Origin of the sequence: Falsiroseomonas oryzae (assembly GCF_027856955.1) — a bacterium.
Taxonomy (GTDB): Bacteria; Pseudomonadota; Alphaproteobacteria; order Acetobacterales; family Acetobacteraceae; genus Falsiroseomonas; species Falsiroseomonas oryzae.
Map to the genome: position 1 here is coordinate 1 of NZ_JAPSMD010000119.1, position 13,395 is coordinate 13,395.

The following is a 13,395-nucleotide window of genomic DNA, read 5'->3' on the forward strand; positions in this document are numbered from 1 at the left end:
CGGCGCGGCGCATCGGCCTCAGCGGGTCGCGGCGGCGGAGCGGTTGCTGGCCGCGGGCCGCGCCGGGGAGCGGGAAGGCGTGCTGGCGGGGGCGCGGGCCGGGGTGGCGGCGCAGTCGGGCGTGGCCAGCGGGTTCAGCACGTTCCGCTCCATCGCCAGTTCGGCCAGTCCCTGCGCATTGGACTGTGCCAGCGCCTGCTGGAACAGCGGCGTGACCAGCGGGCAGTAGTGCGAGCCGGCGCGGATGCCGTCCTGCGACTGCGCATTGGCCAGCTGGGTGATGTACTGGTCGAGGTCGCGCTGGGCGGAGCCGCCGGCGGTGCGGCGGTAATGGGCCGCGATGCCGCGATAGGACGCCGCCAGGTCGCCCTGGAACTTGCGGACGAAGGCGTTGTATTCGGTGTCCTTCCCGCAGGCGAGCGCCGCGACCATCAGCTGGCTCTGCAGCGCGCGCACGTCGAAGGCGGTGCGTTCCGCGCTCTGCACGCAGGACTGCGCGATGGCGGGTCCCGCGATCACGGCGGCGAGGCCGCCGAGCAGCAGGCGGAAGCTGGTCATGCGGCGAATTCCCTGGCGCATGGTTCGTGGTCTCCCCTGGGCGGCACCGTCGCGGGCCGGCGGGCGCCGGCCGCGCAGGGCCCCCCGGCCCCACGGTGTCGCTGAACGGCGTAATGCCTAGCCCAGCGGCCGCGCCAGGGCGAGAGTCTTCACAACACGCCGAACAGCCACAGCAGCAAGATGATCGGGATGGGTATCCCGATCAGCCACAACAGGATGCCGCGCATGGGTTTCCTCCGGCTCGATGCGCCGGGGGAAACGCCGGTTCAGGCGGTTCGTTGCGCCGGGCGCCGAGGCCGCTGCAGCCGGGCGAGGTCCGCGAGTCGCCGGTCCAGGAAGGCGCGGGTGGCGGGGAAGCCCGGCTCGTCGTCCTGCATCCAGAAGGCGAGCGTCGCGCCATAGACGCCGGCGAGCGTCGCGCGGCGGGTGTACCAGGAGAAATCGGCCGAGGTGTCGCCGGCCGCGGCCCACATCGAATCGGCGGTGCGGGCCACGGTGCGCAGCGCGGAGGGGACGTTCCAGGGCAGGGCCTGCAGCGCCAGGGCGCGGCGGATCGCCTCCTTGTGCGGCTCGGCCTGTTCCAGGCGGATGGTGACAACGCGGCGGATGCGCGCGGGGATCCGCTGGGAGAGCAGGTCCTCCGCCTGGGCCTGGGCCTCCATCTCGCGGTCGGCCAGGTCGCACCAGGCCTCCACCGCCTCGACCGGGCCGCGGGGGAAGAGCCATTCGGCCTCCAGCGGGTCGAGGCCAAGGTCGCGCAGGCCTGCCTCCAGCGCGGCCTTCGTCCAGCCCAGGGCGGGCACATGGGGAAGCGCGGCGCGGATCGCCGCGTCGCGTTCGTCACTCCGTTCGATCATGCGGCGTGTTCCTCGGCCGGCCGCGACGAGCCGTCTGCCGGCCCGCTGTGCGGGACGCTGCGTTCGATCATGGCTTCGATCCCTCCGCGGCGCGGGCGGCGGCGGCCCGGGACAGTTCCTCGGTGAAGCCGAGCAGCGAGAGGTCCGGCATGCGCATCGGGTACAGCACGCCGTCCAGGTGGTCCGTCTCGTGCTGGATGACCCGGGCGGCGAGGCCCGCCGCCTCGCCATCCACGGGGCGGCCCTCGATGTCCACGCCACGGAAGCGCAGCCGCGCGAAGCGGGGCACGCAGCCGCGCAGGCCGGGGATGGAGAGGCAGCCCTCCCAGCCATCCTCGGTCTCCTCGCCCACGGGTTCGATCTCCGGGTTGATCAGCGCGATCACGTTGCCCGCGCCGCCGCGCCAGACGAAGAGGCGAAGCGGCACATGCACCTGCGGCGCGGCCAGGCCGAGGCCCTGGGCATCGTCCATCGTCTCGGCCATGTCAGCGACCAGGCGGCGGATCTCCGGCGCGGTCGGGTCCGCCACCGGCTCCGCCGCGCGGATCAGGACGGGGTGGCCCATGCGGGCGATCTTCAGGATGGCCATGTCTAGGGGGTCCGGCGCTTCCGGCCATTAAGGTAATGCGCGCCCGGCGGTTCGGGAGGCCTTTCGCGCGCGGGGCGGATCGTGCTAACGCTTCCGCGTGTTTCGTCGGGGGGCGCCGGGGACATCCTGGGGCCGGACCCGGCTTTCGTGCGTTTCCTGACAACCCTCAAGACCCAACCAGGAGGTTGAACCGCGTGCAGGTCGTCGTCCGCGACAACAACATCGACCAGGCCCTGAAGGCGCTCAAGAAGAAGCTGCAGCGCGAGGGCGTGTTCCGTGAGATGAAGCTCCGCCGTCACTACGAGAAGCCGTCCGAGCGCCGCGCCCGCGAGGCCGCCGAGGCTGTCCGCCGCGCCCGCAAGGTCGAGCGCAAGCGGCTGGAGCGCGAGGGCTTCTGAGCCCGCCGCGCCGCCCGGGGCGGCGCGACGCGCAAGCCGGAACGGCCGGAGCCTGGCGATCGGGCCGCTCCGTTCTTCCGACGAGCCAGGATGAACACCGGGACACGGGCGCCAGCGCCCGCGTTTGGTGTGTACGGGTTTCCGCTTGCAACCAGGGACTGCATGTCGTCCGATCCGCGTAGCGCGCGCGGAGTGAGCGATGCCGGACCCGAACTGCTACGCCTACGCCACGAAATATGCGGACCGGCTTGATCCCGGCCAGTTCTCAGGCGGGCGGGCGAAGTCGAACAGTGTTGCGGCCATCCGCGCCGCGGTGCTGCGGGACGGGCTGATCCTCTGCCCGGTGCAGAACGCCCTGCCGCCGGCTCTTGCCGGGCACTACATCGTCGCCTGCCGGCGGGCGAGCGCCAACACCTACGACTATCACTGGTTCCGACGCGAAGGCGTCGATTCCTGGTCGCACAAGCCGGGCACCGGCGTCGTGCGGTCCAGCGACGCCAGCGGCGAGGCGATCACCGACACCGTGAACGCCCCGCACACGGCGAGCTACAACTTCACGCAGTTCTTCACCGGCAAGAACGCCGCGCTGCTGCCGATGGCGCAGCAGCAGGGCTGGGCGATCGATTACGACGAGTTCGTCGGCTACTTCTACTGCCCGGACGAGGGGCTGAAGATGCGCAAGGGGTGCACGATCCTCTGACGCCGATCCCCTGACGCCCGGCGCCGCCCGCCGCAGGCCGCAGGCCGCAGGCCGCAGCGCGGTCGGCACACCTTGGATTCATCCTTCCAGGTCATCCTGACGCGCCAGGGAGACCTGCATGACCCACGCCGCCCCGACCGCCGCCGCGCCCAGCGTCGCCACGGACGATCTGGACGCACCAAGCCGCACGGACAGCCTCACCGGGCTGCTGCAACGCGACGCCCTGCTCGACGCGCTGTCGCGGCGCTGCGTCACGGGTCCCGGCGGCGGCACGCCCTTCGCGCTGCTCGCGCTCGACCTCGACCGCTTCAAAGCGGTGAACGACACGCTGGGGCATCCGGTGGGCGACGCGTTGCTGCGCGCAGTCGGGCGGCGCATCCGCGGCGCGATCCGCGGCGGCGACCTGGCCGGGCGGATCGGCGGCGACGAGTTCGCCATCCTGCTGCCGCAGCTGACGGCCGAGGCCGAGGCCACCGCGCTGGCGGCGCGGCTGGTGGAACTGCTCGCCAGGCCCTTCCTGCTGGACGGGCACAGCGTGGTGACCGGCTGCTCGGTCGGCATCGCGGTGTTCCCGACCGATGCGCAGGAGGCCGATGCGTTGCTGCGCTGTGCCGATCTGGCGCTGTACCAGGCGAAGGCCGAGGGGCGCGGCGACCAGCGGCGCTTCCAGCCGGTGCTGCGCGCCCGGGCGGAGGAACGGCGGCGCATGGAGGCCGACCTGCGGGCGGCGATCGGCCTCGGCCAGTTCGAGCTTCACTACCAGCCGCATGTCGATCTGGGCACCGGCGCGCTCGCCGGCTTCGAGGCCCTGCTGCGCTGGCGCCACCCGCAGCGCGGCCTGGTGCCGCCGGGCGAGTTCGTGCCGCTCGCGGAGGAGATCGGGCTGATCGTGCCGATCGGCGAATGGGTGCTGCGCACCGCCTGCCGGGAGGCCGCGGGCTGGCCCGATGCTTCGCTCGGCGTCTCGGTCAACGTCTCGGCGCCGCAGCTCGCACGCCGCGACCTCGCTGCGCAGGTGCGTGCCGCGCTCGCGGCCAGCGGGTTGGCGCCGCACCGGCTGGAGCTGGAGGTGACGGAGACCGCGCTGCTGCACGACGCCTCCACGGCCCTGGCCACCTGCGAGGAGCTGCGCGCGCTGGGGGTGCGGATCTCGCTCGACGATTTCGGCACCGGCTATTCGTCGCTGACGCAGCTGCGCAGCTTCCCGCTGGACCGGGTGAAGATCGACCGCAGCTTCGTCAGCGACGTCGCGACCCGGGCCGAGAGCGCGGCGATCGTGCGGGCCGTCGCCGGGCTCGGCGCCTCGCTCGGGCTGCGCACCACGGCGGAGGGCGTGGAGACGGCCGCGCAGCTGGACCAGCTCGTGGCCAACGGATGCACCGACGCCCAGGGCTTCCTGTTCAGCCGGCCGGTGCCGGCCGCGGAGGTGCTGGCGCTGATCGCCCGGAGCAAGCGGCAGGACGCGGCCGCACAGGGGAGGATATCCGCATGAGCACGCCCGGGACGACGACGCCCGACGCGGCGCTGCGCCGCGTTATCTATGTCAGCCACGCCGTCGCCGACCCGGCGCAGCCGATGGAGGCGGTGATCGGATCGATCCTGGACGCGGCGCGGCGGAACAATGCGCGGACCGGCGTGACCGGGGCCCTGCTCTACAGCCAGCGCCGCTTCGCCCAGGTGCTGGAAGGCCCGCCGGCCGCCGTCGAGCGCATCTTCGAGACGATCCAGTGCGACCTGCGCCACGACCACGTGACGGTGCTGGAAGTCAGCAGCCCCGCGACGCGCGCCTTCGGCGACTGGAGCATGGCCTTCGCCGGGGACATCAAGGCGGCGCCGGGCGACATCCATCCGGCGGCGCCGTCGGAGCGCGTGCTGGCCATCCTGCAGCAGGCGATCCGCAACACGGAGGCAGCGACGGCCTGACCCCCTCCCCGGCCCGCCGCGCCGGTCGCCCTGCGGAATATCCCTGAACCGCCGGGGGCACGGCTCGCTTGCGGTGCTGACGCAACCGCGGCGGGGACGAGGACAGGATGGGCAGCTTCACCAACACGAATCCGACTCCGCTGGACCCGACAGGCTGGCGGCTGACCTTCGAGGACGGGTTCGACGGGGTGATGGTCGATCGCGGCGCGTGGCCGATCGTGTTCCATGGCAGCCGCTACTGGAACGATGCCTTCGAATGGCGCCAGGAGGCGCTGACGGTCTGGGATGGCGAACTGTCCGTCAACAGCATCGCCACGCCGCAGGGCTGGGTCGCGGGCGGATTGAACATGGGCTGGAACGGCCAGCTCTACGGCCGCTTCGAGGTGCGCGCGCGGCTCGACGACGGCCAGGGCACCAGCGCGGCCATCCTGCTCTGGCCCGCCGATGGCGAAGGCCCGGCGGAGGTGGACCTGATGGAATCGCCCGACCGCTTCCGCACCGAAACCTGGATGACGCTGCACGACGAGCCCTGGCAGCAGGGTGTGCGCGCCCCCGGCATCGATGCCGGCGACTGGCACACCTATGCGGTGGACTGGCTGCCGGACCGGCTGACCTTCTACATCGACGGCGTCGCGCAATGGACGATGACGGAACACATCCCGGACGAGCCGATGTCGCTCGGCTTCATGGGCTTCGTCGCCTCCTCGGCCGATGGATGGTTCGGCGGCGCACCGGACGCGACGACGCCCGGACTGGTCGGGCTGCATGTGGACTGGGCGCGGATCTGGACGCCGGCCGACCTGCATCCGGGCGAGCCGGCGCCCATGCTGTTCGGCGACCCCGCATCCGGCTGGGGCGCGGCGCCGGCGACGGTGCGCAGCGGCGTGCGGTCCCTGGGCGAGGACCGCTACGCCGCAAGCTGGAACGCCGGCGAATGGGGCAGCGTGACGGGGGTGCATGTCTCGGCCGCGCCGGAATGGGCGCCGGACACGGCGGACCGACTGCTCTACGCCAACTACGAGCGCGCCTGGCTGGACCTGCTGCGCGCGCCGGAGGCGCTGACGGTGCAGGTGATCGGCGCCGCGACAGGGCACCTGTACGGCAGCGCCTTCGCGGATGAGATCACCTGGGTGGCGCATGCCGATGCGGCGTCCGGGCCGTCCACGCCGGTGGTGATCGCCGGGGCGGGGAACGACACGGTGCTGGTCACCGCGCCCTCGGCCAGTTGGCTGGCGAAGCCCTTCGGCTGGGGCGGGCGCTGGGACGGCGGCTATGACGGCCGTCTGACCACCGCCCTGGTCTACGGGCAGGAGGGCGACGACAGGATCGTCGGGGAGGCGCTGGTCACGCTTGCCGCGCAGGGCGATGCCGGGGCGGATACGCTGCTGGGTGCCGACGCCAGCGACTGGCTGCATGGTGGCGCAGGTGCCGACGACCTGGCCGGCGGCGCCGCCGGCGACTCCTTCGCCTATGCGGCCGGCGAGGGCGGCGACCTGGTCCGCGACTTCACGCCGGGGCTGGACCGGATCGTCCTGCTCGGCCTCGATCCGGCCGCGATCGTCGCAGCGCCGACGGAGGGCGGGCTGGCGCTGTCGCATGGTGGCGAGGTGCTGGCCGTGCTGCTGGGCGTGACCGCGCTGCAGGCCGGCGACGTCGTGCTGGGCTGAAACGACGAAGGGCCGGGCGGTCGCCCGCCCGGCCCTTCGCGCATATGCGTCCGGGCGCTACCGCTGCAGCGCCTGCACGATCTCCTGCGTGACCTTCTTGGCGTCGCCGAACAGCATCATCGTGTTGGGGCGGAAGAACAGCTCGTTCTCCACGCCGGCATAGCCGCTGGCCATGCCGCGCTTCACGAAGAACACGGTCTTGGCCCGCTCCACGTCCAGGATCGGCATGCCGTAGATGGCGCTGGACTTGTCGGTCTTCGCCGCGGGGTTGGTCACGTCGTTCGCGCCGATCACGTAGGCGACGTCGGCCTCAGCGAATTCGGGGTTGATCTCTTCGAGTTCGTGCACCTCGTCGTAGGGCACGTTCGCCTCGGCCAGCAGCACGTTCATGTGGCCGGGCATGCGGCCGGCGACCGGGTGGATCGCGTAGGAGACCTCGGCGCCCTCCTTCTTCAGGAGGTCCGCCATCTCCCGCACCACCTGCTGCGCCTGCGCCACCGCCATGCCGTAGCCGGGCACGACGATGATCTTCTGCGCGTTCTTCATGATGTAGGCGGCATCCTCCGGGCTGCCGGCCTTCACCGGCGCACGGTCCGCGGCACCGCCGCCGGCCGCGGCCGCACCGCTGTCGCTGCCGAAGCCGCCCAGCAGCACGTTGATGATGCTGCGGTTCATCCCCTTGCACATGATGTAGGAGAGGATGGCGCCGGAGGCGCCGACCAGCGCGCCCGTCACGATCAGCAGCAGGTTGCCGATGGTGAAGCCGATGCCCGCCGCCGCCCAGCCGGAGTAGCTGTTCAGCATGGAGACGACGACCGGCATGTCCGCGCCGCCGATCGGGATGATCAGCAGGAAGCCGAGCGCGAAGGACAGGATCGCGATCAGCCAGAACAGCAGCGGGCTGCCGGTGGCGACGAAGGCGATGATCAGCACCAGCAGCAGCACGCCGAGCGCGGCGTTCAGCTTGTGCTGGCCGTTGAAGATGATCGGCGCGCCGGACATGCGCCCCGCGAGCTTCAGGAACGCGATCACCGAGCCCGAGAAGGTGATGGCGCCGATCGCGAGGCCGAGCGACATCTCGATCAGCGACGCCGCCTTGATGTTGCCGGGCACGCCGATGCCGAAGCTCTCCGGCGCGTAGAAGGCGGCGGCAGCGACGAACACCGCGGCCATGCCGACCAGGCTGTGGAAGGCCGCGACCAGCTGCGGCAGCGCCGTCATCTGGATGCGCTGCGCGACGACGGTGCCGATGGCGCCGCCGATGGCGAGGCCGGCGATGACCAGCACGATGCCGCCGGCGCTCATGCCCGGCTTCAGCAGGGTGGCGGCGATCGCGATCGCCATGCCGATCATGCCGAACAGGTTGCCCTGCCGGCTGGTCTCGGGGTGGGAGAGGCCGCGCAGCGCGAGGATGAAGAGGACGGAGGCGACGAGATACGCCAGCGTCGAGAGCGTGTCGGCCATGGCCTCAGCCCCCCTTCTTCTTGAACATGGCCAGCATGCGCCGCGTGACCATGAAGCCGCCGGCGATGTTCACCGCGGCAAGCGTGACGGCGAGGAAGCCGAAGACCTTGGCGGCGATGCTGTCCGAAAGACCCGTCGCGAGGATGGCGCCGACCACGATCACCGAGGAGATCGCGTTGGTCAGGCCCATCAGCGGGGAGTGCAGCGCGGGGGTGACGCCCCACACCACGTAGTACCCGACGAAGCAGGCCATCAGGAAGATGGCCAGCAGCATCAGGAAGGGGTTGGCGGCCGCGGCCATGGGCGCGGCCTGCTCGGCCAGCTGCCGGGCCTGCTCGGCGAGCAGCGCCGCCCGGTCGGACAGGGCCGCCGCCTCGTTGGCGATCTGCGAAGGAGTCATCGGCAAAGGCTCCTCAGGCGGAGGCGAGGGAGGGATGGACGACGGCGCCGCCGCGGGTCAGCGCGACACCCTTGACGATCTCGTCGTCCTCCTTGAGCGCGGGCTTCTTCGCTTCCTTGTCCCAGAAGGTGGTCAGGAAGGTGAGCAGGTTGCGCGCATAGAGGGCGGAGGAAGCGCCGGCGATCCGGCCCGGCCAGTTGGAGAAGCCGAGGATCTTCACGCCATTGGCGGTGGTGATCGCCTCGCCCGGCTTCGTCAGCGCGACGTTGCCGCCGGCGTCGGAGGCGATGTCGACGATGACGCTGCCCGGCTTCATGGAGGCGACCATGGCCTCCGTCACCAGGGTCGGCGCCTTGCGGCCCTGCACCAGCGCGGTGGTGACGACGATGTCCTGCTTGGCGATGTGCGCCGCGACCACCTCGGCCTGCCTGGCGTAGAACTCGGCCGAGAGCTGCTTGGCATAGCCGCCGGCGGTCTGGGCGGCCTTGCTCTCCTCGTCCTCGTAGCCGACGAAGCTGGCGCCGAGGGACTTGATCTCCTCCTTGGCGGCCGGGCGGACATCGGTGGCGGAGACGCGGCCGCCGAGGCGCCGCGCGGTGGCGATGGCCTGCAGGCCGGCGACGCCCGCGCCCATGATGAAGACGTTGGCGGCCGGGATGGTGCCGGCGGCGGTCATCAGCATGGGGAAGCCGCGATCGAAGGCATCGGCCGCCTCGATCACCGCGCGATAGCCGGCCAGGTTGGCCTGGGAGGAGAGCACGTCCATCGACTGCGCGCGGGTGATGCGCGGCAGCAGTTCCATCGCGCAGGCATCGATCCCGGCGGCGGCATAGGCCTTGGCGGCCTCGGCATCGGCCTGCAGCGTGCCGATCAGCAGCGCGCCGCGCGGGACCAGGGCGAGCTCGGCGGCTTCCGGCGCGCGGACCGCGAGGACGATGTTCGCGCCGGCGAGCGCCGCGGCCGGGTCGGCCACCACCTCGGCGCCGGCGTCGCGGAAGGCGGCGTCGGGGATGCCGGAGGCCATGCCGGCGCCGGTCTCCACCGCGACCGTGCAGCCCAGGCCCTGCAGTTTCTTCACCGTCTCCGGCGTGGCGGCGACCCTCGTCTCCGCCGCGCGACGCTCGCGCAGGACCGCTACCCGCATCCTGAAAGACCCCCCGGTTGAGGCTGAGGGGCGCGATATGACGCCCAAACCCCGCCCTGGCAAGGCAAGGGGGTGGCGAAGGGCGCAACGGCCCGCCATGATTCGGCGGCCGAGGAGACACGACCATGCTGTTCAGGGACCTGCCGGACGGATCCTGGCTGGCGGTGAGCCAGCCGATGCATGCCCTGGTCTCGGGCCAGATGCTGCGGGCCTGGGGGGCGAAGGGCTTTGCCCTGCCCGAGCCCTTCGAGGAGGTGGCCACCGCCTGCGCGCAGCACGACGTGGCCTGGATGGGGTGGGAGGCGGCGCCGACCTTCGACGCCGCCACCGGCCGGCCGACGCAGTTCCGCGCCGTCGGCGCGAAGGACCATGCGCCGATGTGGGCCGAGGGGGTGCGGCGGGCGATCGCGAGCTGGGGGCCCTGGGTCGGGCTGCTGGTCAGCCGCCACGGGTCGCGGATCTATGCCAGCTACCAGGACCGGCACCGGGTGTCCGAGGCCGATTCCGCCGCCGCGGAGACCTACCAGCGCGAGCAGGTGGCGCTGCGGGCGCGGCTGATGGCGGCGCTCGGCGTGACCGAGGCGCAGATGGAGACGGCGGCTGCGCTGGTGGCGGTGACCGACGCGCTGAGCCTGGCGGCCTGCGGCGGGATCGAGACGCTCGGCTGGTCCGGCATGGCGCCGCTGGCCGGCGGCGACGAGGTGCCGCTGAGGCTGGAGGAAGGCGACGGCGTGATGACCGTGGCCCCCTGGCCCTTCGCGGTCCCGGAGGTGGCGCTGAACTGGACTGCGCGGCGCTTCGCGCCGGGAACGCGGTGGGACAGCTTGGAGGCGATGCGCGCCGGGCTGGCCGATGCGCCGGTGGAGCGGATCAGCGCCCGGCTGGTGCCGGGCTGAGCCGGGCGAGGGCCGGCCCAGCCCGGACCGGGCGTCAGGCGAACAGGATTCCGCCGCTGGCGAGGCTCGCCGCACCGATCTGAACGTCCTGAAGCGTGACGGAGCCGCCGGCCCAGGCGATGCGCGTATCCGCGGCGGCGCCGCCCGCCAGGTCGGCATCGGCGCTCACGGTGAGGCCGCCGCCCGACAGCAGGTGCAGGAAGCCGGCCCTGGTCATGCCGGTGAATTCCAGGTGGTCCGTGCCGTCCTCCCAGTCGGTGACGAGGTCGTCGCCCTCGCCCTCGACCGAGGTGATGCGGGTGTAGCTGTTGTCGTAGCGGATGGTCGCGCTGCCGCGGCCGTCGCGCACGGTGATGACGGTCTCGGTCGGGTCGGCGTCGGAGCCGTAGCTTGCTTCCATCGCGCTGCGCCATTCTGCCAGCCGCTCGACGTAGTTGCGCCAGGCCGGTGCGGCGGCGTTGCCGTTCGGCGTGATGCCGCCGGTGCCGGCGGCGTTCGGGCGGAACCATTGGGTCGCGGTGTCGAGGTCGAAGTCGATGGCGAAGCGGTCCGCGCCTCCGCCACCGGTGACGGTGTCCGCGCCGCCTTCGCCGGCGATGCGGTTGGCGGCGTCGTTGCCGGTGATGTCGTCGGCCAGCGCGGAGCCGATCGCGTCCTCGATGACGACGCCATTGGCGATGGTGAAGCCGCCATGGATTCCCGCGTGATAGGACACCCAGCCGCCGCCGCCCGCCTCGTAGCGCAGCGTCGCGGCGCGCAGGTCGATGGTGGCGCCGATGGCGGCGCCGGCGGCGCTGAGCACGTCGTGGCCGCCGGCATCCCAGATGCAGGAGTAGAAGGTGCCGGGGGCATTGACGGCGGGCAGCAGGTAGAGGTCGTCGCCGGCGTGGTGCGACATGTTGGCGCCGTACTTCTCCTGGATCACCGCGATGTCGAGCGCCATGGGCGTGCCGGCGTAGCCGTAGGTCCGGTCCAGCGAGCCGTCGGGCAGGCGCGGGACGCCGTGCGGGGCGGTCAGCCAGCCCTCGTTGTAGGACATGATCGTGTAGATCGACTGGTTCAGGTCGAAGTCGCCGAGATCGTCGAAGGACGTCACGCCGCGCAGGATCACCGAGGCGTTCACGTTGTCATGCGTATGCGCCAGGCCCAACGCATGGCCGGCCTCGTGCAGCATCTTGCCGAAATCCTTGCCGCCCAACTCGACCGAGCCGCCGGGCAGCGGGTTCCATACGGTGTTGTCGGCGTTCACGCCGCCGATGCCGGCATCGACATAGGCGGGCGGCAGGAAGAAGCCGAACAGCCCCGCGAGGTCGCCCGTGCCGGCTTCGTAGAGGACGAGGCGAAGCTCCGCATCCGCCGGGTTCGCGACCTGCGCGAAGGAGAGGTTGGCGACGGCGGCGAAGGCGGCGAAGGCCGCCATCTCGCGACCGAGCAGGTAGTCGCTCCAGGCGGTGGCGTTCAGCGTGCCGACGTCGGTCGGAATGACCTCGCCGTCCTCGGCGAAGCAGATGTCGATCGCATCGACCAGGAAGTAGGTGCCCCAGTCGATCGCCTCGGTCGGTGAATCGGTGATCAGGTTGCTCGCCACCGTGTAGCCGCCGGGCGCTGGCGCGTCGCCGACGCCGCCGACGCCGAGGTAGTAGCTGCCCGACGTGGAAAAGGTGAACTGGATGGTGATCCAGGTCCACGTGCCGGGATTGTCGAAGTTCACGAGGACGGTGCCGTCGGCGTCGTACAGCGCGAAGCCGGCGCCGATCCCCGCGCTGCCGGAGGCGCAGTTCCACAGGAACCGGTAGGTCTCTCCGGCCTGGACATCGACGCGGATCCAGTCCTCGTCGTCCACCGCGTCGATCGTGCCGGTGAGGTAGGCACCCCCGGCGAGCACGGCGCCCGTGGTGGTGTCGTTGGCAAGGTCGCTCATCCTTCCCTCCCGTGGCCGGGCGGGCTGCGTGCGCCGCCCGGCTCACGATAGGATCGTGGCACCGTCGGATTGCGTTCGATATAAATTCTTCGCAATTATGTTTTACGTGCGCCCGCGCCAACGAACTCGCGCTGCGCGGGCAAGGTCATCCCTGCGGCACACCCGCGTCAGTCAGCGCGGCCTGCGGGCAGGCGACGATGGCGTGCTCCCCGGCGGCGCGCGGCGGCCCCGTGAACGTCGGCACGGCAAGGGGTGGCGGAGGACGCAACGGCCGGCCATGGTTCCGCGGCCGAGGAGACACGACCGTGCCGTTCAGGGACCCGCCGGACGGATCCTGCCTGTCCGCCAGCCGACCGGTGCGCGCGCCGGTGCCCGGCGGGATGCCGCGGGCCGGGCGGATCGCGCGGCCCGGCATGACGACGCGCAAGCTCGGGACGGCGGTCGCGCTGGTCGCGGTGACGGATGCGCCGAGCCGGACGGCACGCCTGGTGCCGGCGTGAGCCCTCCGCAGCCGGTGGCTGGCTGGACGGCGCTCGGCCGGCTGCGGGAGCGTCTCGGCCCGACCGGGCGGCGGCTGTTCGAGCGGATGCTCTTCGAGGCGGCCTACAGCCTGCCCGCCGTCCGCCGCCTCGGCTTCTTCAACGGCGGGGTGCACCCGCCCCCGCCAGGGATGCCGGAGGTGCCGGAACTGGCGGAGGCGCGGCTGCAGGCGGCGCTCTACGACCTGGCGCTGCGCGACCTGCCGGGGCCGCGGCCGCCGCCGAACGCGCTGATCGACATCGGCTGCGGGCTGGGCGGCGGGCTGCTCTACGCGGCGCGCGCCTTCCCTGGCGTGCGCCTGGCCGGGGTGGACGTCGCCTGGCAGGGCGTGCGGGCGG

14 protein-coding genes and 1 pseudogene are annotated in these 13,395 nt (G+C 72.1%); 8 read left to right on the top strand and 7 right to left on the bottom strand.

From position 1 onward, the window contains the following. Positions 1-18: 18 nt before the first annotated feature. The 3 genes from OZN99_RS13565 to def form a co-directional block, all read right to left on the bottom strand. Positions 19-558, bottom strand: a complete 540-nt coding sequence (locus tag OZN99_RS13565; RefSeq protein WP_270935778.1) for a hypothetical protein — start codon at positions 556-558, stop codon at positions 19-21. A 266-nt stretch (positions 559-824) separates the two neighbouring features. After that, a complete protein-coding gene (locus tag OZN99_RS13570) occupies positions 825-1,415 on the bottom strand; it encodes a COQ9 family protein (protein WP_270935779.1) in 591 nt (196 codons plus the stop codon). Positions 1,416-1,482: 67 nt separating this feature from the next. Then, on the bottom strand, positions 1,483-2,004 hold the full coding sequence (gene def / locus OZN99_RS13575) for a peptide deformylase (protein ID WP_270935780.1): 522 nt from the start codon (positions 2,002-2,004) through the stop codon (positions 1,483-1,485). A 194-nt stretch (positions 2,005-2,198) separates the two neighbouring features. Here def and rpsU point away from each other — a divergent pair, with 194 nt between their 5' ends. The 5 genes from rpsU to OZN99_RS13600 all read left to right on the top strand — a co-directional run bounded on the left by rpsU (position 2,199) and on the right by OZN99_RS13600 (position 6,692). Further along, positions 2,199-2,402, top strand: coding sequence for a 30S ribosomal protein S21 (gene rpsU / locus OZN99_RS13580; protein WP_007006360.1), 204 nt, complete (start codon positions 2,199-2,201; stop codon positions 2,400-2,402). Between the two features lie 199 nt (positions 2,403-2,601). After that, positions 2,602-3,102 carry a hypothetical protein gene (locus tag OZN99_RS13585; protein ID WP_270935781.1) on the top strand — a complete coding sequence of 167 codons (501 nt, stop codon included), beginning with the start codon at positions 2,602-2,604 and terminating at the stop codon, positions 3,100-3,102. 118 nt (positions 3,103-3,220) lie between these two features. Next, positions 3,221-4,594, top strand: coding sequence for a putative bifunctional diguanylate cyclase/phosphodiesterase (locus OZN99_RS13590; protein ID WP_270935782.1), 1,374 nt, complete (start codon positions 3,221-3,223; stop codon positions 4,592-4,594). Beyond that, entirely contained in the window at positions 4,591-5,025 is a 435-nt protein-coding gene (locus OZN99_RS13595) for a BLUF domain-containing protein (RefSeq protein WP_270935783.1), read from the top strand. Before OZN99_RS13590 ends, OZN99_RS13595 begins: the two co-directional genes overlap by 4 nt. A gap of 107 nt (positions 5,026-5,132) precedes the next feature. After that, on the top strand, positions 5,133-6,692 hold the full coding sequence (locus tag OZN99_RS13600) for a family 16 glycosylhydrolase (protein ID WP_270935784.1): 1,560 nt from the start codon (positions 5,133-5,135) through the stop codon (positions 6,690-6,692). Between the two features lie 57 nt (positions 6,693-6,749). On the opposite strand, the gene OZN99_RS13605 is transcribed toward OZN99_RS13600, so the two are convergent. Genes OZN99_RS13605 through OZN99_RS13615 form a run of 3 tightly spaced genes read right to left on the bottom strand, consistent with a single transcriptional unit; the run spans position 6,750 to position 9,700 of the window. Beyond that, positions 6,750-8,156 carry an NAD(P)(+) transhydrogenase (Re/Si-specific) subunit beta gene (locus tag OZN99_RS13605; protein WP_270935785.1) on the bottom strand — a complete coding sequence of 469 codons (1,407 nt, stop codon included), beginning with the start codon at positions 8,154-8,156 and terminating at the stop codon, positions 6,750-6,752. A gap of 4 nt (positions 8,157-8,160) precedes the next feature. Continuing rightward, entirely contained in the window at positions 8,161-8,556 is a 396-nt protein-coding gene (locus OZN99_RS13610; protein WP_270935786.1) for an NAD(P) transhydrogenase subunit alpha, read from the bottom strand. 13 nt (positions 8,557-8,569) lie between these two features. After that, a complete protein-coding gene (locus tag OZN99_RS13615; protein ID WP_270935787.1) occupies positions 8,570-9,700 on the bottom strand; it encodes a Re/Si-specific NAD(P)(+) transhydrogenase subunit alpha in 1,131 nt (376 codons plus the stop codon). 125 nt (positions 9,701-9,825) lie between these two features. Between OZN99_RS13615 and OZN99_RS13620 the strand changes: the two genes are divergently transcribed. After that, complete coding sequence (locus tag OZN99_RS13620; RefSeq protein ID WP_270935788.1) at positions 9,826-10,596, top strand: DUF3891 family protein; 771 nt, start codon at positions 9,826-9,828, stop codon at positions 10,594-10,596. A gap of 34 nt (positions 10,597-10,630) precedes the next feature. Here the strand turns inward: OZN99_RS13620 and OZN99_RS13625 are convergent, their stop codons facing one another. Then, a complete protein-coding gene (locus OZN99_RS13625; RefSeq protein WP_270935789.1) occupies positions 10,631-12,517 on the bottom strand; it encodes a M10 family metallopeptidase C-terminal domain-containing protein in 1,887 nt (628 codons plus the stop codon). Positions 12,518-12,822: 305 nt separating this feature from the next. Here OZN99_RS13625 and OZN99_RS13630 point away from each other — a divergent pair, with 305 nt between their 5' ends. Both OZN99_RS13630 and OZN99_RS13635 read left to right on the top strand, forming a co-directional pair. Next, positions 12,823-13,017, top strand: a complete 195-nt coding sequence (locus OZN99_RS13630; protein WP_270935790.1) for a hypothetical protein — start codon at positions 12,823-12,825, stop codon at positions 13,015-13,017. After that, a pseudogene (locus tag OZN99_RS13635) lies at positions 13,014-13,395 on the top strand (hypothetical protein); the annotation flags it as partial. The gene OZN99_RS13630 and the pseudogene OZN99_RS13635, both read left to right, overlap by 4 nt.